Source organism: Ruegeria sp. CDSA034 (genome assembly GCF_059612275.1).
Map to the genome: position 1 here is coordinate 74376 of NZ_JBXWQH010000009.1, position 20101 is coordinate 94476.

Annotated in this window: 16 protein-coding genes and 1 pseudogene; 3 read left to right on the forward strand and 14 right to left on the reverse strand. The window is 55.3% G+C overall.

Annotation, left to right across the window (positions count from 1 at the left end):
- Positions 1–88: 88 nt before the first annotated feature.
- The 14 genes and pseudogenes from AC2FLJ_RS15150 to AC2FLJ_RS15215 all read right to left on the reverse strand — a co-directional run bounded on the left by AC2FLJ_RS15150 (position 89) and on the right by AC2FLJ_RS15215 (position 14578).
- Positions 89–2143 carry an adenylate/guanylate cyclase domain-containing protein gene (locus tag AC2FLJ_RS15150; protein WP_496706567.1) on the reverse strand — a complete coding sequence of 685 codons (2055 nt, stop codon included), beginning with the start codon at positions 2141–2143 and terminating at the stop codon, positions 89–91.
- A gap of 231 nt (positions 2144–2374) precedes the next feature.
- A pseudogene (locus AC2FLJ_RS15155) lies at positions 2375–2580 on the reverse strand (transposase); the annotation flags it as partial.
- Between the two features lie 68 nt (positions 2581–2648).
- Complete coding sequence (locus tag AC2FLJ_RS15160) at positions 2649–4199, reverse strand: polyamine aminopropyltransferase (RefSeq protein ID WP_496706568.1); 1551 nt, start codon at positions 4197–4199, stop codon at positions 2649–2651.
- Positions 4200–4275: 76 nt separating this feature from the next.
- Positions 4276–4854 carry a hypothetical protein gene (locus AC2FLJ_RS15165; protein ID WP_496706569.1) on the reverse strand — a complete coding sequence of 193 codons (579 nt, stop codon included), beginning with the start codon at positions 4852–4854 and terminating at the stop codon, positions 4276–4278.
- Between the two features lie 30 nt (positions 4855–4884).
- Positions 4885–6177, reverse strand: coding sequence for a GNAT family N-acetyltransferase (locus AC2FLJ_RS15170; RefSeq protein WP_496697758.1), 1293 nt, complete (start codon positions 6175–6177; stop codon positions 4885–4887).
- 7 nt (positions 6178–6184) lie between these two features.
- Entirely contained in the window at positions 6185–6574 is a 390-nt protein-coding gene (gene speD / locus AC2FLJ_RS15175) for an adenosylmethionine decarboxylase (protein WP_496697756.1), read from the reverse strand.
- Between the two features lie 441 nt (positions 6575–7015).
- Complete coding sequence (locus AC2FLJ_RS15180) at positions 7016–8113, reverse strand: M56 family metallopeptidase (protein ID WP_282169476.1); 1098 nt, start codon at positions 8111–8113, stop codon at positions 7016–7018.
- Positions 8100–8495: a BlaI/MecI/CopY family transcriptional regulator gene (locus tag AC2FLJ_RS15185; protein ID WP_113790821.1), complete on the reverse strand. Its 396-nt coding sequence runs from the start codon at positions 8493–8495 to the stop codon at positions 8100–8102. The genes AC2FLJ_RS15180 and AC2FLJ_RS15185 overlap by 14 nt, the downstream gene beginning before the upstream one ends.
- Positions 8496–8561: 66 nt before the next feature.
- Positions 8562–8966 (reverse strand): DUF2160 domain-containing protein, encoded by a 405-nt coding sequence (locus tag AC2FLJ_RS15190; RefSeq protein ID WP_058274638.1) that lies wholly within the window; start codon positions 8964–8966, stop codon positions 8562–8564.
- An 8-nt stretch (positions 8967–8974) separates the two neighbouring features.
- Positions 8975–9772: a carbohydrate ABC transporter permease gene (locus tag AC2FLJ_RS15195; RefSeq protein ID WP_170415418.1), complete on the reverse strand. Its 798-nt coding sequence runs from the start codon at positions 9770–9772 to the stop codon at positions 8975–8977.
- On the reverse strand, positions 9769–10632 hold the full coding sequence (locus AC2FLJ_RS15200; RefSeq protein WP_058274620.1) for a carbohydrate ABC transporter permease: 864 nt from the start codon (positions 10630–10632) through the stop codon (positions 9769–9771). The genes AC2FLJ_RS15195 and AC2FLJ_RS15200 overlap by 4 nt, the downstream gene beginning before the upstream one ends.
- Positions 10629–11705, reverse strand: a complete 1077-nt coding sequence (locus AC2FLJ_RS15205) for an ABC transporter ATP-binding protein (RefSeq protein ID WP_496706571.1) — start codon at positions 11703–11705, stop codon at positions 10629–10631. Before AC2FLJ_RS15205 ends, AC2FLJ_RS15200 begins: the two co-directional genes overlap by 4 nt.
- A gap of 1 nt (position 11706) precedes the next feature.
- Positions 11707–12756, reverse strand: a complete 1050-nt coding sequence (locus AC2FLJ_RS15210) for an ABC transporter ATP-binding protein (RefSeq protein WP_496697749.1) — start codon at positions 12754–12756, stop codon at positions 11707–11709.
- Positions 12757–12838: 82 nt separating this feature from the next.
- Positions 12839–14578, reverse strand: coding sequence for an ABC transporter substrate-binding protein (locus tag AC2FLJ_RS15215; RefSeq protein ID WP_496697747.1), 1740 nt, complete (start codon positions 14576–14578; stop codon positions 12839–12841).
- Positions 14579–15135: 557 nt separating this feature from the next.
- Between AC2FLJ_RS15215 and AC2FLJ_RS15220 the strand changes: the two genes are divergently transcribed.
- The 3 genes from AC2FLJ_RS15220 (at position 15136) to AC2FLJ_RS15230 (ending at position 20088) form a co-directional block, all read left to right on the forward strand.
- Complete coding sequence (locus tag AC2FLJ_RS15220; protein WP_496697745.1) at positions 15136–16395, forward strand: aminotransferase class V-fold PLP-dependent enzyme; 1260 nt, start codon at positions 15136–15138, stop codon at positions 16393–16395.
- Between the two features lie 682 nt (positions 16396–17077).
- Entirely contained in the window at positions 17078–18775 is a 1698-nt protein-coding gene (locus AC2FLJ_RS15225; protein ID WP_282169472.1) for a type I secretion system permease/ATPase, read from the forward strand.
- Positions 18775–20088 (forward strand): HlyD family type I secretion periplasmic adaptor subunit, encoded by a 1314-nt coding sequence (locus tag AC2FLJ_RS15230; RefSeq protein ID WP_282169471.1) that lies wholly within the window; start codon positions 18775–18777, stop codon positions 20086–20088. Before AC2FLJ_RS15225 ends, AC2FLJ_RS15230 begins: the two co-directional genes overlap by 1 nt.
- Positions 20089–20101 lie beyond the last annotated feature (13 nt).

Sequence of the window (20101 nt, forward strand, 5' to 3'; positions counted from 1 at the left end):
TTCACCGGTCATTTGCGCGCCGTGAACCACACCACAAAACGAAAATCAAAAAGGGGCCTGAACGTAATTTAGGCGGATGTGGCTACTACTATTTTTTGGTACTGGTAATTGCGCGCCAGTCTTCTGGTGGAGGCTTGTCTAACAGGCTTTGGGCACGGGCCATCATTGCGACTGAGGCGGGATCTCCATTTCGTTTTTGGTCTGCAACCTCAAATGCGGCAAGAGCCTCTTCAAACCGCCCTGCTCGGTAGTGCGCAAGGCCTTGTTCATAAGTCTCTATCCAGGCAAATGATCTGCCACGCCCATCTGCCATCGCTATCAGTTCGTAGACCACAAGCTCTTCAACGCGCCCAAATACGGTTAGCGTGTCCAGCTCGCGCACCACGATTGTGTCGGCTGCCCTTTGTCTCGTTTCTGGCCCAATGAGGATCAGCGTGCCATAATCTTTGTTGGCTCCTTCCAACCGGCTGGCAACGTTCACGACATCGCCAATCGCGGTGTAGTTCAACCGCTGCTCTGATCCGATATTTCCGACCAAAGCCTCGCCACTGTTCAGTCCAATCCTGACACGTAACGGATTGCCGGCATCATCTTGAATTCCGGACGCTTCCACTGCAGCGACAAGGTCCAATGCTGCGTGGCATGCGTTTTCAGCGTGGTTTACATCCTTGCGCGGCGCCCCCCAAAACGCCATCACAGCATCTCCCATGAATTTGTCGATCGTCCCACCATTGTGAGCGATAGCCGTCGAGGCTGCGCTGAAGAAGGGCTCCATCAGTTGGGCAATCTTGGGGCCAAGTTTTTCGGACAGCCCAGTGAAGCCCGTGACATCGCAGAACAAAACAGAGATCTGCTTCATCTCTCCGCCTGGCTGTATCTTGATACCTTCAGCAAGCAGCATGCGCACAAGATCCGTAGGTACGTATTTTCGGAATGCCGACAAACCTGCTGCCATGCTAGCAGTGGCCGCAGAAAGATTGGCAAGCTCAGACAGTTTGGACGGTCTGCGCTCAATTTGTTCGACGTCAAAGCGCTCAATCTTACCAAGGTCTTCGGCGATGCGGGCCAACGGATTTGCCACGACTTTGCGGATCAGCCAGATCGCTAATCCGGTTGCAACAACCACCACAATGATCAAAACGTAAATCAGATTGATCAGCGTCTCGTCGATGCCCGAAAGAAAGGCCGCTTCTGGTATGACTGTGGCAACGCGCCAGCCGTAAAACCCCAGGGGCGTCAGCGCCACCGCATAAGGCACGCCGTCAATGACGACACGTTTCGTCAATGTACCAGAGGCATTTGCTTGTGGGTCAGCCAACAGCCTTTCGCCCGAGATCATGGCGACTTCATAAAGCTTGCCCTCGCCCATGCGCGCCGGAGTGACCTCATCCGCTTCGGCATCGGGGACCGCGATAACCTTTCCATCGGCGTTCAAGATAAACGCCGCGCCAAATTCGCCGGGCGCAAGCGTGGCAAGAAACCGTGACAAACGATCCGTTTCGATCGCAACTGCCAGAACGCCTTGTCGCGCTCTATTGACGTCTATCGGACCGGCAAAGGCGTAAACGGTTCTGTCACTATCCGGAAGGTCGCGCGCTTCGATCCACCCAGAGGAATTGAGGCCCATGAAGTTTTTAAACCAGGCATGTTCGCGCGGATCATAAGATGTTTCGGTAAAGGTCCGCTCTTCGAACTGTATGTCACCGGGAATGAAGATGTAGCGGTCTTTCCGCAGCATTCGGTCGCGGATTCCCTCATCGATTTCAATCATCTCAAGCCCACCGTCACCCAGGCGATGTGACGCGAAAAAATTCCCGTCAGGCCAACCGAAGAACATCCATGAGATATTCGGCTGTGCCTGCAATTGTGACAGAAAAACAAACTCCCGCTTGTCGGCCTGTCGCGTCGCGATGACGTTCTGAACAAAGATCGTACGAACGGCCGCCCAGGCGGCTTCGGCCGACCTGAGTGTCACGCCCACCTCGATACGGACAGTGTTTGCGATCTGGCCGTTTATTTCTGCTGCAAGCATGCGGCTATTGTCGCGCGCTGTTGTCCACCACAGGGAATGAACAATAAACGTCGACACTCCGATAGACACAGCCACCAGAATTGACACAGCAATGCCTACACTAAATCGCAATAAACTCTCCGCCAAAAAGCCACGTGTTTCAGTATTGAATTGAGACAGCTAGGAGAGCAAAGTTTTCTTAGACCCAGACGCGAAATCTCACGCAACTGTTAGTTTCAGGATATCTAACCCGTAAATAACGAGTGCAGCAAAAGCGATTGCGAAGAGAAAGGCTTTTGGCATCTTTCGTAGCGTGTCGCCATTCGCTGCCGGGCCGACCAGCATCTAGGCAAAGATGCCTTAATCGCTCCACAGCTTCCAACGGTTAAAGAGGATCTTGCGCGGACCAAAGTCTTTGGGCGCATCTCGTCAATTTAACCCGTTGCGGTTAATGAAATAATACCACTCAACACATGCCTGTCGTCAACACGGGGCTTCCCATGAGGCTTTGGAAAAAAGGGCGCAAGGCGTGCCAACTGTACGTCGCTCAACCAGAATAGATCAGGCATGCTCGCCGCCTGTTTCAGCCACGGCGAACCATACAGCTAGACGGAAATCGATCGGTCGCAAACCTAGCTCAATAGCCAGAAACGTCACGCGAGTATTCGTGATAGATTCCTGGGTCAAAGATGGGATTAATCGCCAGTTCTCGCTTGGGAAGAAGGTCATCGGAAAACACTTGGGCGGCCTCAAAGACACCGGATGTCAGAAAGCGCGCACTCTCTGGAACCTCGCCCAGTGTCGCCGTCGGATCATTGGCCACAAGGTTGTAACCCCAAACTCCGAATGACGGGATCGAAACCTGATAGTTCACCACCTGCGGGAAAATCTCGGAAAGGGTCTCGGAAATCGTCCAATAGGTATGCGGTGAAAAGAAGGGAGAGCTGCTTTGAGTGACCAAAGCACCATCGTCGCTCAAAATGCTGTTCACCATGGCATAGAACTCGATCGAATAGAGCTTTGACAGCGCTTCGTTATGGGGGTCGGGAAAATCTATAATGATCCGATCATAGGTTTGGTCGGTGGATTTGACATAGTTGAATGCATCGGTGTTGTAGACGTTCAGAATCGAGGCCTCCATGCTGTTTTCGTTCAGGCGCGCGATGGGGGCCAGATTGCGCCCCAGGTCGGTCATCGCCGGATCGAGATCAACAAGGTCGATGCGCGATACGCTGGGGTGTTTCAGGATCTCTCGCACGGCCAGCCCGTCGCCTCCGCCCAGAACCAATACGGACTTGGGGGCGTTTTCCCCCCATGACAGAACTGGATGGACCAGCGCCTCGTGATAGCGATACTCATCCGCTTCGGCGAACTGCAGGTGGCCGTCGATGTAAAGGCGCACGTCATTTTTCTGCCAGGTGTTGGTGACGACCAGTGACTGATACTGCGACTGCTTACGCCAGACGATACGGTCAAAATACAGATGGTCCTGCGCAAACGCAGTGATGCGCCCGGCCAGCAAAGTCAGCGCGAACAGCAAAACGATGGTCGCGATTGCGCTGACCAGCATCCGTTTGGGTGAATCCAGCTGGTCGCGTAGGCAAAGGACGCTCAGCAAAGCGACCATGGCATTGGTCAGGCCAATGGCGAATGAGGATGAAATCAGTCCAAGCGATGGAAGCAACAGGATTGGAAACAAAACAGATCCGAAAAGTGCTCCGATATAGTCAAGTGATAGCACGTCGGCGATGGATTCCCGCGCGGTACTGCTTTCGGACAAGACCCGCATCAAAAGCGGAATTTCCAAACCGACGAGAAACCCGATGGTCGAGATAAAGGTAAACATTCCCACCGTGTAGAACCACGGCGCATAGGGAAAGAGCATGAACAATGACACGCTGCACAGGCCGCCGACCAAGGCCAGAATCAGTTCAACCCAGATAAACGTTTGGATCAGGTTGCCGTGGAAAAAGCGTGAGACATATGACCCGACCCCCATAGCAAACATGAAAAACCCGATGGTCAGTGAAAACTGATAGACCGAGTTGCCCAGCAGGTAGCTGGACACCGTTCCAATGATCAGTTCGTAGACAATGCCGCACAGGGCAACAACAAGGATCGCGCCAAGCAGAACCATCGCCTGCCGGCGTGGCAGCTCTGTGTAACGCGGTGTCAGAGTGTCGGTCATATTGAATTCCGAATAACTGGAAAGCCCGACGCGATTAGCGCCGGGCCTGAGTGGAGTATGTTGCGGACGCGGTGCCTTATTTACCGGCGCGCAGACCACCAGCGCGAGCGCTGCGCGGAGCTGAATAGCTGGCGCGCGGCGTCACGTTCCGGTTGTTGAAGCTTGAGGCGCTGATACCGGCCGAACGCTGTCGGCTGAGCAGGTTGCCAATCAGCGCACCGGCCAGGAAGCCGGCGCCCGAGAAACGCAAGCCAGCGGACTCACCAGTAGTGTCAGTGGCGATCAGGCGTCTGTTGGCCTCGTCAATCTCGATGGTAAAAATCTCACCTTCATCCGAGTCTCGTGCGCCGTTTGCATTAGCGTCTGCATAACCCGAGAACTTGGCGTCGGATAGAATTTCAAGACCCAGCGGCTCGTCATAAAAGCGCGGTTCCGAGTTCATGATCTGGGTGAGATACTCCGTGAACTCTTCCACTTGATCGTCCGAGGCTTCGGCGATGCTGTTAGCTGTCAGATATTCCTGATACTCGTTGATCGCAAATTCGGTCCGGTCCAGAACCTGCCCAAGATCGGCGGTCTGTTCGGACTTCGGGGCCAGGAACACCGAATATCCTATGAAGCCCAAAATGACGATTGTTTTCAGATTTCCAAACATAATTTCTCCTATCGAGTTAAGACTGTGTTTTCAGGTTTCATCAAGGTCATAGGACCACCAATCCTGGTGCAGGTCCTTGCCGTAGAACTCTTTGAGCGCGCCGCATTTCTTCATCCCCTGCCCCTGTAATTCGGCTGCATGTGCGTCGGACAGATCAGAGGGGATAGTCAGAACGGCCATGCGATATTTCTGCGTGCGAGCCAGCGAAAGCTGCTGATCCAGGCCGCTCAACCTGGTACCGGATTCGCTCCAGCGTAGTCCCGCTACATCGTCGGTTTCCGCGGCCTTTTGCAGGTCCACGACAGACAGACCTATGGTTGAGGCAGGATGGGCGGGCGGTAGTTCGGGCGCATCCGGATTATCCAATCCATAGATGATTTTCGCCTCTCGCGGGCTGTGATACCCAGGAACGGTCAACTCGACCGCAGCCCCGAATTCTTCATACAGCTTATGCGCGGCGGCATAGATTTTCTTGCCGAACTCTTCGTAGTCACTGGTTTCGATGAAAATCTTACGGATCTGTAGCTGCGCAAGCTTACCCAGCATGTCGTTCAACATCTGCCCGCCAAACCCTTTGCCGGTTTGGGCCTGATCCAGGTAGGTCCAGGACAGCCACGCAACATCAGGTACATCTTCGTCAATACTGTAGCCGATCAAACCCAACACGTTGCCCCGATCTTGCAGGACAAACATGTTTTGGGTGCCCTCGTTAACAAATTTGTCTTCAGCCTCGGCCGCGTCATCTTCATCGGTCTGGGCGATGATCTGAATGGCAGGCGATACATGTCGCCATTCCATAGGCGTGAGGGTCGGCCCCTTCGAGCCGAACAACGCATTAAACAAGGCAAGACCTCCCCCGACCAACGCGGATGTAATGTGGGTGAAAACCGCGATCTGAGACCGCAGGTACAAAAACTCGGCGACGAGCAGAATGCATATCAGCGCAAGCGCCCAAACACGTTGGCTTGGCGGTCCCGCGGCAACAAGACCAAAGGCAACAAGGGCATAGGAAACGCTTGATAACCCTACGAACCCCGGCCCGACCAGAACGAACTCTGCCACTGTGCCGGCAACGACGCTCAGGATCACAAGGCCTGAGGTCCCGGTACTGCCCAAGCGAGGTTCGGTCAGACAACCGCCGATGAAAATCATCACACAGTTGAGTGTCAGATGGCTCAGATCGCCATGCCGGATCACGAACAACAGATGGTCGGGCAAGCTTTGCACAGGCCCCGAATAACGCACCGGACCGAACAGCACGTAGACGCAAATCGCGCACAGGATTAGAGATATCGTGACCGGGCATCTGCGCAGCTCTCTCATTCGCCCTTCAACTGCCGGCGATAGCCAGCCGCGGCACGTTTTGTCCGATCAGGCCCCGTTTGATGGATTGCACCTCAATGCGCTGCGGGCGGAAATAGGATTTCAGTACATCCAGGCTGCGCTGCGGCTCGGCGTCGCCGCACATGAAGATATCAATGGCGGCATAACCATGCTCGGGCCAAGTGTGGATCGAGATATGGGACTCAGCCAACAAAGCCACCCCGGTAAACCCTGCACGTTGTCCGAAATCATGAGTTTCGACGTCAAGGACATGCGCTTTGGCTGCAATAGCCGCGCGTGTCAGAGCTTCTTCAGCTGGGGCAGGATCATAAAGTGCAGTTGAATCGAAGAAATCCGCTAAAAGATGTACACCTAAAGAGGGCAAAACAGCGCTCATAAAAAACTCAAAGCCTCAAACCATAAATTATTGATCTACTTCAATTTTATTGATCTCTGCAGTCAATCTGACTGCAGGGTTGTCCGCTTTAGACTGCCACGCTGTGGCAAAAAATACACAACCTATAGGGGATCAATCAAGAGTCTGAGTATTTGCGTCAGACTCTCGTTTTATTTCCGATCCATTCTTTGGGAAGCGTGCAACTCGCACTGGGTTCGGGCCCGCAAGGCAACACCATGCCGGTTGCGCAAGCGGTTGTACGTTGGTGAAACGACATAGCTCTGCCTGGTTGCGTTAAAACGGGCACCCCTGCCCCGTTTTAACGCAAAATCAGGAACTCAACATGCCCCAGCCTCGGGCCAAAATTTCCCGGCGCTGAACATCGTGCGCATGAAACGGCAATCCGTCTCTCCAACCCTGGCCGAAGAGCATCACCGCATATCAATTCCCCTGAGTGCGAGCCTCAAGCCGTTCCAGATTAACAACTGTCGACAGCATCAAGCGATCGTGGCTCCAATCCTGAGTTTGGCGTACTGACGCCGAGCTGATGGCAAGAATGGTTGCCAATGCTAGGGTCATCCCAAGAAATACGGCAGGCAGAGGAGGACTTGCCGTCGACGCTTCGGTCAAGGCAATCACACGCAAACGCAACACATGCTTTGCTTTTGTCCCGTTCACCAAGGCCACATGAAGAATGCGTGGGCAGTTCATTGTAAGAGATCGCGAACAGTAATCCAGCAAACAGGCCGTATAGTCTTTGGCGTCTATCCCCTTACGCGAGACAACGGATTGGTCACAGGCCAACTCGCGCAGTCGGTCAAACTGGTGCTTAATCACCAGATATGCCGGGTTCCAGAACAGTAGCGGGCGCATCAGCTCAAAGCCCAGCTCCCACTCCACATCCATGGCACGGATGTGTTGAAATTCGTGTGCCAGAGCGAACCGCAATTCACGCGGTGTATTTAGCAAATGGCTGGGTAAGACGACGTGGCGGCGACGTAGGCCGCGCACAGCGAAGGGTACGGTTATCCGGTCCGACAAACGAATGTCTACCTTCGACGACCGCCGCCAAAGAAAGCTGGATCTCACGGTTTTGCGAATTGCCCATGCATCGCGAAGCACACGAATTGTCAAGAAAGTCGACACCAGAGCGAATGCAATCAAAACGCATGTTACAAGGACAGACGAACCAGAAAGAACGTGATCAAGCCAACGTTCGCGCGTGTTCAGCAGGGTTTCGAACTGCGCAGCCGGCATGGCAATATCACCACGCAAGTAGGCAGCCACGGCCAGATCCCCCAGTGCGACTGCGCGTCCAGGCCACAGAAAACCGATAAAGGCCGAGACACCCATTGCCAGCACCGGGCTCAGTACAACACAAATACAAAGTGCTTTGAGCGATCGAAGTTGTGCAACAAACCCATATCGCATAGACGATCGCGCGAACACGACGCGCACCGCCAGCCAGATAAGTGCCGACAATCCAAGTACAACATTTAACTCGAGAAAAGCGTCGAGAACCGGTTTAACCGCCGTCATTTTGCAGTCTCCTCTCTACCAGTGCTCGAATTTCCTCCAGATCATCTTCTGTCAGCCCCGCATCGTCGACCAACCTTGCAACCAAAGTTGCGGGGGTGTCGTCGAATAACGTTCGGGAGAGATTTTGCAGCGAACGCGACTGATACCTGTCTTTTTCCAGAAGTGGCCTATAAATCAACGATTTGCCGTTCTTTTCGCTTTCTACAAATCCCTTTTCATCGAGAATGCGCAAAATTGTTGCGCCGGATGTGTAGGCCAGATTTCGATCTGGCGCCAAACGATCAAGAACATCTCGGACTGAGCCCTGACCCAGCGCCCAGAGTTCATTCATGAACTCAAGTTCCACTTCGGTCAGCAAGTTTGTAGTTTTTTTCTTTCGCATCAGTCTCGGTGTCGCCATTTTTTAGTATGCCTGACAGACAAGCATCCTTTCACTGTTTCGCAAAGCCTAAACTTTCCAGAAGACGAAGATGCCCCAACCGATGGACAAAAACAGCGGCGTCCAAACCGGTTGCCCAACCAATCCGAGCCAGGCCAGAAAGATGTAGGCAGCCCCGAGAAGCGTGATGAAGAGACGATCGCCGAGCGTGGTGGTCAGACCCAATACGCCGCGCCGTTCAATCCCGTCGCGATATTTGAAGCCTTCTAGAACGCCAATCAGCGCGATGGCTGAGAATATCCCAACGAAAACTGCAAGTGTCGCAGGCGTCCAGGCCATCCAGAAATCGGGCCACAAAGGGTCGGTCCAGGAAAATCCCTTTTCCTCTTGTTGGCCCACGTTGCCCCATCCGGTCTGAGCCTGAGCCAAGGCCGTCGTGGGTAGGAAGGGGAGGATGAGAAGAAGTTTACGCATATCGAACCTCACACACGACCCATCGCGAAACCGCGCGCGATGTAGTTGCGGACAAACCAAATAACGATGGCTCCGGGGATGATGGTCAGGGTTCCGGCAGCGGCCAGCAGGCCCAACTCGTACCCGGCGCTGGAGGCAGTTCGCGTCATCACGGCCGCGATGGGCTTGGCCTCGACCGCAGTCAGGGTCTTGGCCAACAGCATCTCAACCCACGAAAACATGAAACAGAAGAAGGCCGCGACACCGACACCCGCTTTGATGTTCGGCAGGAAAATCGTCACGAAGAAACGTGGAAACGAATAGCCATCCACATATGCGGTCTCATCCAGCTCTTTGGGAATACCGCGCATGAAACCTTCCAGAATCCAAACAGCCAACGGCACGTTGAACAGTGTATGGGCAAGTGCCACGGCCAGATATGTGTCGAACAGACCGATGGACGAATATAGCTGGAAGAAGGGCAGCGCGAACACCGCAGCCGGCGCCATACGGTTGGTCAGCAGCCAGAAGAATAACTGCTTGTCGCCAAGGAACCGATAACGCGAGAACGCATAAGCGGCTGGCAAGGCAACACACACCGACAGCACTGTGTTGATCGTCACGTAAGCTATCGAATTGATGTAGCCCCAATACCACGTCGGGTCCGTGAAGATCGTGACGTAGTTTTCCAGTGTAAAAGTCTGTGGGAATAGGGAAAAGCCCGACAGGATCTCGTTTGTCGTCTTGAAGGACATCGCCACCAGCCAATAGATCGGCAGCATGAGGAACGCGATATAGAGGATCGGGATAAGGGACCGCTTCTTCATTGCGCGTCATCCTTTGTCATCAGAGTGTAGAAAACCCAAGACACCAGCAGCGTGATGGCGAAGTAGATCAGGCTCATCGCGGCTGCAGGGCCAAGGTCAAATTGTCCCAGCGCGATCTTCACAAGGTCGATCGACAGCAAGGTGGTTGAATTGCCGGGGCCGCCGCCGGTCAGAACGAAGGGCTCGGTATAGATGTTAAAACTGTCCATGAACCGCAGCAGTACCGCGATTGTCAGGACTGTTTTCATCTTGGGCAGCTGGATATAGCGGAATACCGACCACGGGCTGGCGCCGTCAATTTTGGCGGCCTGGTAATAGGCATCCGGGATCGATACGAGGCCTGCATAGCAGAGTAGTACGACCAATGAAGTCCAGTGCCAGACATCCATGATGACGACTGTGATCCATGCCGACAGCGGTTGCTGGGTCATGTCATAGTTGATGCCTAAAACGTCATTTAGGAAATAGCCCAGCAAGCCGATCTTGGGCAGGGTAAAGATATTCCACATCGACCCGACTACATTCCACGGGATCAGCATCGGCAGAGCCATGAGAACCAGACAAACTGGAACCCAGAACCCTTTGCGCGGCATCGACAGAGCCACGATGATGCCCAGGGGCACCTCAATCAGCAGGATCAGGAAAGTGAACAGAAACTGCCGCCCAAGCGCAGCCTGAAACCGGTCGGAACGCAGGATCTGCTCGAACCAGCCTAGCCCTTCCCAGAAGAATTGGTTGTTGCCAAAGGTCTCCTGCACCGAGTAGTTGACCACCGTCATCATCGGCACCAGCGCGTTGAACGCGACGAGTGCCAGCACCGGCAAGACAAAGAACCATGCCTTTTGGTTTTCCGTTCTCATTGTGCCCGCTCCTCGCTTGCGATCCAGCCGTCGCGGTAGACGCGGGATTGTTCAGGTTTGAATTGCAGGAAGACTTGTGATCCCGGTTCCGGAACACTGTGTTCAGTTACTGCTTTCAGGGCCGTATTACCAACCATGGCGCTGACCACGTAGTGACGGCCAATATCCGAGACCTTGGTTACATGTGCCGGGATACCGGTGTCACCGAACCCCACATATTCGGGGCGGATGCCCAGATCGGTTCGACCGCCATCACCATGGATCGGACCTTCCAACATCACTTCGTGGCCTTCAAAAACGGCGCGGTCGCCCCTGGCTTCACAGGGCAGCACGTTCATGCCGGGTGAGCCGATGAAGTGACCAACAAACGTGTGCTGAGGACGTTCGAACAGCTCGACAGGCGTGCCGATCTGAACCACTTCGCCTTCCTGCATCACGACCACCTCGTCTGCAAAGGTCAGCGCCTCAGTCTGGTCGTGGGTCACGTAGATCATCGTGGCCCGCACGCGCTGATGCAGTTCTTTCAGCTTGGACCGCAGCTTCCACTTCAGGTGGGGATCGATCACAGTCAGCGGCTCGTCGAACATAACCGCATTCACGTCGTCGCGGACCAGACCTCTGCCCATCGAAATTTTCTGCTTATTGTCTGGGCTGAGTCCTGACGCTCGGGTCTTGAGCAACTCAGTGACATCCAGCATCTCGGCAATCTCATCGACGCGTCGTTTGATCGTCGCCGTATCAACACCTCGGTTTTTGAGCGGAAACGCCAGGTTCTCGCCTACTGTCATCGTGTCGTAGATCACCGGGAACTGGAATACTTGCGCGATATTACGCTGGTCAGGCGGCAGAGCTGTCACGTCGCGATCATCGAACAGGATCTGGCCCTCGGACGGCATCAACAAGCCCGAGATGATGTTCAACAACGTGGACTTGCCGCAACCCGACGGTCCCAGCAGTGCATATGCCCCACCATCGCGCCATGTCACGTCGATTTCCTTCAGCGCATAGTCTTCTGGACCTGCCGGCGTCGGCATGTAGCTGTGTTTGAGGTTTGAAAGCTTGATCTGTGCCATGTCAGGCCACCCTTTTGCCGTCTTGGCCGAAATACCGGCAATGGGCCGGGTTCATATAAAATCGGTGATCTTCGCCCACCCGATAAGGGTGCACGCCAGCCGCCAAAGAGACCCAAGCATCATCCCCGTGCTGGAAATGCGCGCTGGAATCGGAACCCGATAGCTCTGTGACAATCACACGACCTGTCAGTTCCACATCGGCATCCGAGGTGCGGGTGGGAGTCACTCGGTGCGGTCGTACTGCAACCATGTACTCGCCGTCCGCCAAATCCGAAACCGCCCAGCCGCCGCCGCCTGCAAGCTGTGCCTGCGTAGCTGACACGGTGACACGGGCCACATTGATCGGCGGGTCTGAGAACACGCGCGCAGCGGCAATATTCTCAGGGTTGCGATAGATATCAGCAGTCGGGCCGAATTGCGTAACGCGACCGTCTTCCATAAGGGCGGTATATCCACCCAAAAGCAGCGCCTCTTCGGGTTCCGAGGTGGCGTAAACCACCACCGCCCCACGACCGGCAAACAGGTCGGGTAGCTGCTCGCGCAGTTCTTCGCGCAGCTTGTAATCCAGGTTGGCCAACGGTTCATCGAGGAACACGGCTCGGCTTTCTTTTGCGATGGCTCGGGCCAACGCGGTACGTTGTTGTTGGCCGCCTGACAGCTCATGCGGTCGGCGATGCAACATCGGGCGCAGCTGCAGCAAGTCGGCGGCCTCTTCCACGCGTCCTTCAATCTCGGATTTCGCCATTCCAGCCACACGCAAAGGCGAGGCGATGTTGTCAAAAACACTCATATGCGGATAGTTCACGAAGAACTGGTGCACGAGGCTGATCTGTCGCTTTTGCGTGTTCAGCCTTGTGACGTCCTGCCCGTCCATCAGCACCTTGCCCGAGGCGATCGGGTCCAGCCCGGCCATCATCTTGATCAGAGAGGTTTTGCCCGATCCCGTCGCGCCCAGCAGCACATTGAAATGGCCGGTTTGCAGCGTCAGGGTCGTGGGCTTGATATGGATAACGTTGCCAACGCGTTTGGTGGCATCTTGTAGTTCGATCATGTCCGTGGGTTCCGGTTCTTCAGTGCGTCGCACTGGTCTTGAGGTGGGGATGCCTGAAACGGCATCCCCGGGTTTCAATGGCTTACTGAGACTGCCAGCGTTGAACCAGTTCGTCGTAGTTGACGGTTTGGCCCTGCGGCTTTTCGTTCTCAAGCTTGGCTTTGGGCGAGCCTGCTTTTTCCAACCAGAACGACGCATCCTGCGGTTCGTTCAAGCGGGGACCACAGCCACCGTAGACACCGGCGCTTTCATCCGCGGCCTGCATGCGGGCCATGGTGATGTCCATCTCTTCGGCCAGACGGTCCATCGCCTCTTGCGGGGTGAAGGCACCCGAGTTCACGTCACCGATCTGCTGCCACCAGATCTGGGCCAGCTTCGGATAGTCCGGCACGTTGATGCCGGTCGGCGACCATGCCACACGGTCAGGCGAGCGGTAGAACTCGACCAGACCACCCAGCTTGGGTGCGCGTTCGGTGAACGACTCGTGGTTGACCGAGCTGTCGCGGATGAAGGTCAGACCCACATGAGACTTCTTCACATCGACAGTCTTGGACGTCACGAACTGGGCATAGAGCCAAGCCGCCTGAGCACGATCCGCAGGGGTCGACTTCAGGAAGGTCCAGGAACCCACGTCCTGATACCCGACCTTCTGGCCATCTTCCCAATAGGGGCCGTGCGGGCTGGGTGCCATCCGCCAAAGCGGCGTGCCTTCGTCATCTACAGTGTTGTTGCCTTCGGACTTCGGCTTCACCATGTCGGCGGTAAAGGCTGTGTACCAGAAGATCTGCTGAGCCACGTTGCCCTGGCTGAGCGCCGGCAGCGACTGATAGAAGTCATAAGACGCCGCACCCGGAGGTGCATAGTTCCGCAGCCATTCATCCCACTTACGGATCGCATAGACCGCAGCCGGACCGTTCGCAGCACCACCGCGTGACACCGAAGCGCCGACAGGGTTACAGGTGCCTGCTTCCATGCGGATGCCCCATTCGTCGACGGGGATACCGTTTGGCTCGCCTTTATCACCTGCACCAGCCATCGACAGCCATGCATCAGTCATACGCCAGCCCAGGTCGGGCGCACGCTTGCCGTAATCCATGTGACCGTAGATCGTGGTGCCGTCGACTTCTTTTACGTCGTTGGTGAAGAAATCTGCGATGTCCTCGTAAGCTGACCAGTTGACCGGAACGCCCAGGTCATAGCCATACTTCTCTTTGAACGCGGCTTTGTTGGCCTCATCATCGAACCAATCCTTGCGGAACCAATAGAGGTTTGCGAACTGCTGATCCGGCAGCTGATACAGCTTGCCGTCCGGACCGGTGGTGAACTGAATGCCCATGAAGTCATCCAGATCCAGCGTCGGTGAGGTCGTACCGGCCCAGTCGCCACCCATCATGTCGGTCAGCGGATAGGCCAGCTGCAAACGCGAATGCGTGCCGATCAGGTCACTGTCGTTGACATAGCCGTCATACAGGTTCCGGCCGGTCTGCAACTGGGTCTGAACCGCCTGAACCACTTCGCCTTCACCAAGGATTTGGTGGTTGACCTTGATGCCGGTGATTTCCTCGAACGCCTTGGTCAGGACCTCGGATTCGTAAGAGTGTGTCGGGATGCCTTCGGACAGGACGTTGATTTCCATGCCAGAGTAAGGCTGTGCAGCTTCGATGAACCACTGCATTTCCGACATCTGTTCGTCTTTCGACAAGGTCGATGGCTGGAATTCATCGTCGATCCAACGTTGTGCTGCGGCTTCGTCGGCCCAAACGGGACCGTGCCCCGCAATGACGGCCACAGCCGCCACTGCGGAAAGTAGATGTCTCCGCATCTCTTTCCTCCCAAAAAGTTATGGTTTTCCGGCGCAAACCGGATAGCAGACAGCATCAGCGATTTTCTGCGCACCTGTCAAACTAAATTTTTAGTAAATAGATAAACTCTGATCAACTTTTTGATTATATTATATATTTTTAGAAAACCAGCGTATCACCCAACGGCAGGATAGTGCCCGATCATCGTGAAAAACACCCTGCGGCAAGTATGCTAAAGCTGACAAAAACCTTTGTCGAGGATATGAAACCGTTCACGATACATATCGCCTGCTTCACCACACACACGAGCCAACAGAAGGCGCCATTCTCATCTGGATCTCCCGATAATACGCGCAATATTTTTATGAAAGAATAGTTCGATAGCGACAAAAAACGCCGGTGCAGCGCAATCATGTCGCGTTGTCGCTTGACAGGATGGCAGCATACGGCCTGATCAATTCAGTTCGCGGAATTTTCGATGACTCTGTCGACGGTTTTCCGAACAAAGCCTTATCGCGGTGGCCAAGCTCCGCCGCACGATCGTGAACCGCGCTCTGACTATGCACAGGACAAATCTATGATCCAAGACAACCCTGCCCTCATCGACGCCATCCGCGACCGGTTCGCCCATGTCGGCACTTGCCCGTTTCAGGGCGAACGCATCTTTTTCGAGAATGCGGGCGGAGCACTGACATTGAAATCCGTCGCTGAAACCTCAGCTTTTTATGCAGCAATCCCAGACAATCCCGGGCGCATAAATCCGGCAGGTCAGGGAACCCAAGGCGTTATTAACAAGGCAAAGGACGACCTGGCCGTGTTCATGAACGCATCTTCCGGGCAGTTCTTCGCAGGTGAAAGCGGAACCGAGCTGCTATTTCGCATGATCCGCACCGCGTGCCTGGTCGCCCCCAAAGGGTCAAAAGTGATAGGGTCATCCATCGAGCACCCGGCCACCCGAAGCGCAGCCTGCCGCTGGGCTGAAATCGCAGGGCTGGAGTATGTGAATGTGCCCCACGGCAACGACACCGGATTGGTTACGGCCGATGACTATACCGCGCTGATGACGCCAGATGTCGCAGTGGCAACGATCCTGCATGCGTCCCCCGTGACAGGCATGGGTATGGACGTAGCTGCAATTTCCGCGGCGATCCGTTTTGTGGCACCGGATTGTTTGATCATCGTCGACGGCATTCAGCATGCTGCCCACGGGCAACTGGATCTGGATGGCTATAATGTCGATGGCTACGCGATCTCGCCCTATAAAGTGTTTTCGCGTCACGGATATGGCATCGCCTGGGTTTCTGACAAACTCAGCGCTTTGCCGCATGACATGTTGATCGACGCACCCGCAACCGGGTGGGAGTTCGGGACCCGTGACGCGGGATCTTACGCAACTGTTTCGGACGTAGTGGCATATTTTGACTGGCTCGGTAGCGAAGTCTCGGATGAGACCGAACCGCGCAAGCGGATCGAGGCTGCAGGTCGCGCCATTCACGCCTATGAAACACACCTGACCAATACTGCAATCAACGGCACAGGCAATCTGCCAGGACTGCGTGATATGGACCACGTGACCATTTTGGCGGGCGCCGATAACCCGGCACGCGAAGGACTGGTGTCAATCGTGGTCGAGGGGTATGCATCCGAAGACGTAGTCGAGGTATTGAATCAACAGGGCATTCGGACCCATACGCGAAAGGCCGATCACTATTCCGGCAACGTTCTTACGCCGTTGGACCTGTCAGATTGCATTCGCATTTCCTTCTGTCACTACAACACGGAGCAGGAAATCGCCCGTCTTCTGGGGGCGATCAAGGTATTGGGCGAAAACCGCTGACGGGCTGGCGAACACACTCTTCGGCTTCAAAACTGTAATCCAGTTGCCCGGTTACATCATCGGTCAGGTGAACTTTGCCCAAGTCATCCCACGATCCGTCGAAGGTTTGGGCAAAGGATCGCAAATAGCCTGACGCCAGCCCCGCCCTCCCCAATGTCGCACTATAGTTTCGGCCCCTTCACGCCCCGCCCTGATCGCCTTGTCCACATTTTCGACCGAAGTACCACCCCTGTGTTCAGCGCACCCAATTTGGCACCGTCGTGCGTCCCGTGACGCAGAACATTGTCCGTTTTCCCGATCAGGTGCAGTTCAGTTGTCCAGCTTGTTGAAACCATTGCGGTATCGCCGCATCGACGTCATCAAACGCGACAATGACAAGCGCGCGGTTCGCAGGGCTTGAGATGTTTGCCATGTGGACTCTGCCTCGATTGCGCTACGTGAAGATCAAGAGAATACAGTTTCAATCAACAGGCGAGTTTGATGCCAATGCGCTATATTCAATACGTCGATTACGAACTCGGTCGGCGGCATATGGACAATCCGCGACGGCATGCATTTCCACTGTTGAGACATCAGTCTAGGATGCGCGCGAATGCTAGCCCATTCGAAACCCGAGCAACAAAAACGAGAAGCTTCGTTCGTGAATATTGAGAACCGCAGGGCCACCCAGCCAAGACATGAAATGCAATCAGCGCGCAACCAGGGGATCACATTCCTGGCGCTGGCGTTTCTGTTCAGTATTTTTGTCAACTTGCTGATGCTGACCGGACCCTTGTTCATGTTGCAGGTCTATGACCGCGTCCTTGGATCCCGAGCGGTCGAGACCTTGGCGGCACTGTTCCTGCTGGTCGCTTTATTGTACGGCCTTATGGCCATGCTCGATTTTGCGCGGGGTCGGATCGTGGCGCGTTTTGGCGCGCGTTTTCAATCGCAATTGGACGAACGCGTGTTTGACGCGACCCTACGCCGATCGCTGCACCCACGCGCCCGGGCAGCGCCAGCAACCGCATTGCGCGATCTGGAATCCATCCAAAACCTGTGTTCCTCTCCGGTTCTGTTGGCTGTGATGGATATCCCCTGGACGCCGATCTTCATTGCGGCGATCTTTCTATTTCATCCCCTTCTGGGCTGGCTTGCCGTTGGTGGCGGTTCGCTTTTGGTTGTGATCGCGTTGTTGAACCAGATACTGACCCGTCGCAAAGTTGCTCTGGCTCAATCCGCGTCCGCAAAAGCCAACAGCTTTTCGGAACATGCCCGGCAAGCCGCCGAAGTCGTCCGCTCGCAAGGCATGCAACAGGACATCACGCGTAGATGGCAGCGACAACGCTCAAACGCCCTGCAGCAGACAATCGCTGCCAGTGACTGGACCGGCAGTTTTTCGTCCGTGACCAAATCGCTGCGGCTGTTTTTACAATCTGCAATGCTGGCACTTGGGGCATTGCTGGTTCTTCGTAACGAACTGACCCCCGGCGCGATGATCGCGGGATCAATCCTATTGGGCCGCGCTTTGGCTCCCGTTGAACAGGTCGTTGGGCAATGGGCTGTCGTTGAACGTGCCCGAACTGCGTGGACCTCGTTGAGCCGGTTTCTGGATGCCACGCCGCCCGAAGCACAGCGCACCAAGCTGCCTGTGCCCCAGGCGCGGCTAACAGCCAAAGGTCTGACGGTCATCCCACCCGGCGCGGATACGCCAACCCTGCGTAACGTGTCGTTGAACCTCGAGCCCGGGCGGGCGCTTGGCGTCATCGGTAAAAGCGGGTCCGGAAAATCCACCTTGGCCAAGGCGCTTTTGGGTATTTGGCATCCTGCCGCGGGCGAGATCCGGTTGGGCGGTGCAACGCTGGATCAATACGACCCGACAGATCTGGGTCAGCATATCGGGTACCTTCCGCAAGAAGTTACGTTGTTCAACGGAACTGTTGCCGAAAACATCGCACGCATGTCCGAAGACCCAAACCCTGAAGCCGTTGTAGCAGCTGCCAAGAAGGCCAATGCGCATGAGCTGATTCTGACGCTGGAAAAAGGCTACGACACCATTCTGGAAGGCAATGACAGTCAGCTGTCGGGTGGTCAAAAACAGCGGATCGCATTGTCGCGCGCGCTGTACGGAGACCCCGTGTTGCTGATCCTTGACGAACCGAACTCGGCGCTGGATGCCGATGGGACCGAGGCGCTGAACGCCGCCGTTCGCGAACTCAAGGCCGCAGGAAAGTCCGCAATCATTATGACGCACCGTCCGCAGGCGATCTCGGAATGTGATGATCTTGCGGTGGTCGAGCGCGGACAGGTTGTCAAATCTGGTCCACGGGATGAAGTTCTGGGCGCAGTCGTACAAAACGCCGGATCGATCCAGCGCAACCTCAGCAAGGCAGGCAACTGATGCAGGACAAAACAAATAACCCGCGGCCGGTGTGGCGCATTACGATCCCTGCCCTGGTTGGTTTTGCAGCCCTTGGCATCCTTGTTGGCGGCTTGGGTGTTTGGGCCGTCAACACGCGATTGGCCGGGGCTATCATCTCGCAAGGCATTATCGAGGTCGAAAGCAACCGTCAGGTTATTGAACACCCCGACGGCGGCGTTGTTGGTGAGATCTATGTGCGCGATGGCAATGCCGTGGACAGTGGCGAATTGCTGTTGCGACTGGACGACACTTTTCTGTCGTCTGAGAAAACCATTGTCGAAGCCCAGCTATTCGAACTATTGGCCCGCCGGGCCCGTTTGGAAGTCGAGCGCGATGGCACAAATGCCGAAGCTCTGGCCGCCCGGCTGGCCGAGATTCTGCAACAGGAAAATATTGACCCTGATCTGATCGCAGGTCAGCAACGCCTGTTCGAGGCGCGCTTGAACACACTGAACCAGCAAACAGAGCAGCTGAGCAAACAGACCGTTCAAATCGAAAGCGAAATCGGCGGTACCGAAGCGCAGCTTGTTTCACTGCGGCGTCAGGTCGAATTGATTCAGGCCGAGCTGGATGATCAACAAAGCTTGCTTCAGCGCGGCCTCACTCAGGCAAGCCGTGTTTCCGCCCTTCAGCGCGAAGAAGCCAGCCTTACCGGCGATATTGGCCGGTTGGAAGCTGCCGCTGCGCGCCTGAGAGGTGAGATATCTGCGACCGAAATTGCAATCCTTGAGCTTGAGGCGACACGGCGAGAAGAAGCCATCTCGACACTGCGAGATATTCAATCCCAGATTTCAGAACTGGCCGAGCGCCGCCTGTCGCTGGACACTCGTTTGTCACGACTGGATATCCGCGCCCCTGTTTCAGGAACGGTATACGGCAGCCAGGTTTTTGCCCTGCAGTCTGTGATCCAACCTGCGGAACCGATGATGTATCTGGTGCCGCAGGATACGCCCCTGGTCGTGGCCGCACGCGTCGATGCAATTCACGTAGACCAGTTGCATGTTGGCCAGCCGGTTTTGTTGCGGTTTCCCGCGTTCAATCAACGTGAAACGCCTGAAATTGACGGACAGGTGATCAATGTCTCGGCAGATACATTTACAGACGAAAACACTGGCCAGACATTCTATCGCGCCGAGGTCGTACCACAGGACGGGCAAGTCGATCGTCTGAACGGGCAGGAATTGCTGCCCGGCATGCCAGTGGAAACATTGATCAAGACGGATGAACGTACGCCCCTGTCCTATCTGGTGAAACCGTTGGCAGATTACTTCAACCGGGCGTTCCGAGAGTGACCGCCCGGCCGCA

What these genes read in the sequence shown, in the direction of transcription:
- AC2FLJ_RS15160 (WP_496706568.1), bottom strand. Translation starts at nt 4,199, where the DNA reads ATGACCGACACTCTGACACCGCGTTACACAGAGCTGCCACGCCGGCAG.
- AC2FLJ_RS15165 (WP_496706569.1), bottom strand. Translation starts at nt 4,854, where the DNA reads ATGTTTGGAAATCTGAAAACAATCGTCATTTTGGGCTTCATAGGATAT.
- AC2FLJ_RS15170 (WP_496697758.1), bottom strand. Translation starts at nt 6,177, where the DNA reads ATGAGAGAGCTGCGCAGATGCCCGGTCACGATATCTCTAATCCTGTGC.
- speD (WP_496697756.1), bottom strand. Translation starts at nt 6,574, where the DNA reads ATGAGCGCTGTTTTGCCCTCTTTAGGTGTACATCTTTTAGCGGATTTC.
- AC2FLJ_RS15180 (WP_282169476.1), bottom strand. Translation starts at nt 8,113, where the DNA reads ATGACGGCGGTTAAACCGGTTCTCGACGCTTTTCTCGAGTTAAATGTT.
- AC2FLJ_RS15185 (WP_113790821.1), bottom strand. Translation starts at nt 8,495, where the DNA reads ATGCGAAAGAAAAAAACTACAAACTTGCTGACCGAAGTGGAACTTGAG.
- AC2FLJ_RS15190 (WP_058274638.1), bottom strand. Translation starts at nt 8,966, where the DNA reads ATGCGTAAACTTCTTCTCATCCTCCCCTTCCTACCCACGACGGCCTTG.
- AC2FLJ_RS15195 (WP_170415418.1), bottom strand. Translation starts at nt 9,772, where the DNA reads ATGAAGAAGCGGTCCCTTATCCCGATCCTCTATATCGCGTTCCTCATG.
- AC2FLJ_RS15200 (WP_058274620.1), bottom strand. Translation starts at nt 10,632, where the DNA reads ATGAGAACGGAAAACCAAAAGGCATGGTTCTTTGTCTTGCCGGTGCTG.
- AC2FLJ_RS15205 (WP_496706571.1), bottom strand. Translation starts at nt 11,705, where the DNA reads ATGGCACAGATCAAGCTTTCAAACCTCAAACACAGCTACATGCCGACG.
- AC2FLJ_RS15210 (WP_496697749.1), bottom strand. Translation starts at nt 12,756, where the DNA reads ATGATCGAACTACAAGATGCCACCAAACGCGTTGGCAACGTTATCCAT.
- AC2FLJ_RS15215 (WP_496697747.1), bottom strand. Translation starts at nt 14,578, where the DNA reads ATGCGGAGACATCTACTTTCCGCAGTGGCGGCTGTGGCCGTCATTGCG.
- AC2FLJ_RS15220 (WP_496697745.1), top strand. Translation starts at nt 15,136, where the DNA reads ATGATCCAAGACAACCCTGCCCTCATCGACGCCATCCGCGACCGGTTC.
- AC2FLJ_RS15225 (WP_282169472.1), top strand. Translation starts at nt 17,078, where the DNA reads ATGCAATCAGCGCGCAACCAGGGGATCACATTCCTGGCGCTGGCGTTT.
- AC2FLJ_RS15230 (WP_282169471.1), top strand. Translation starts at nt 18,775, where the DNA reads ATGCAGGACAAAACAAATAACCCGCGGCCGGTGTGGCGCATTACGATC.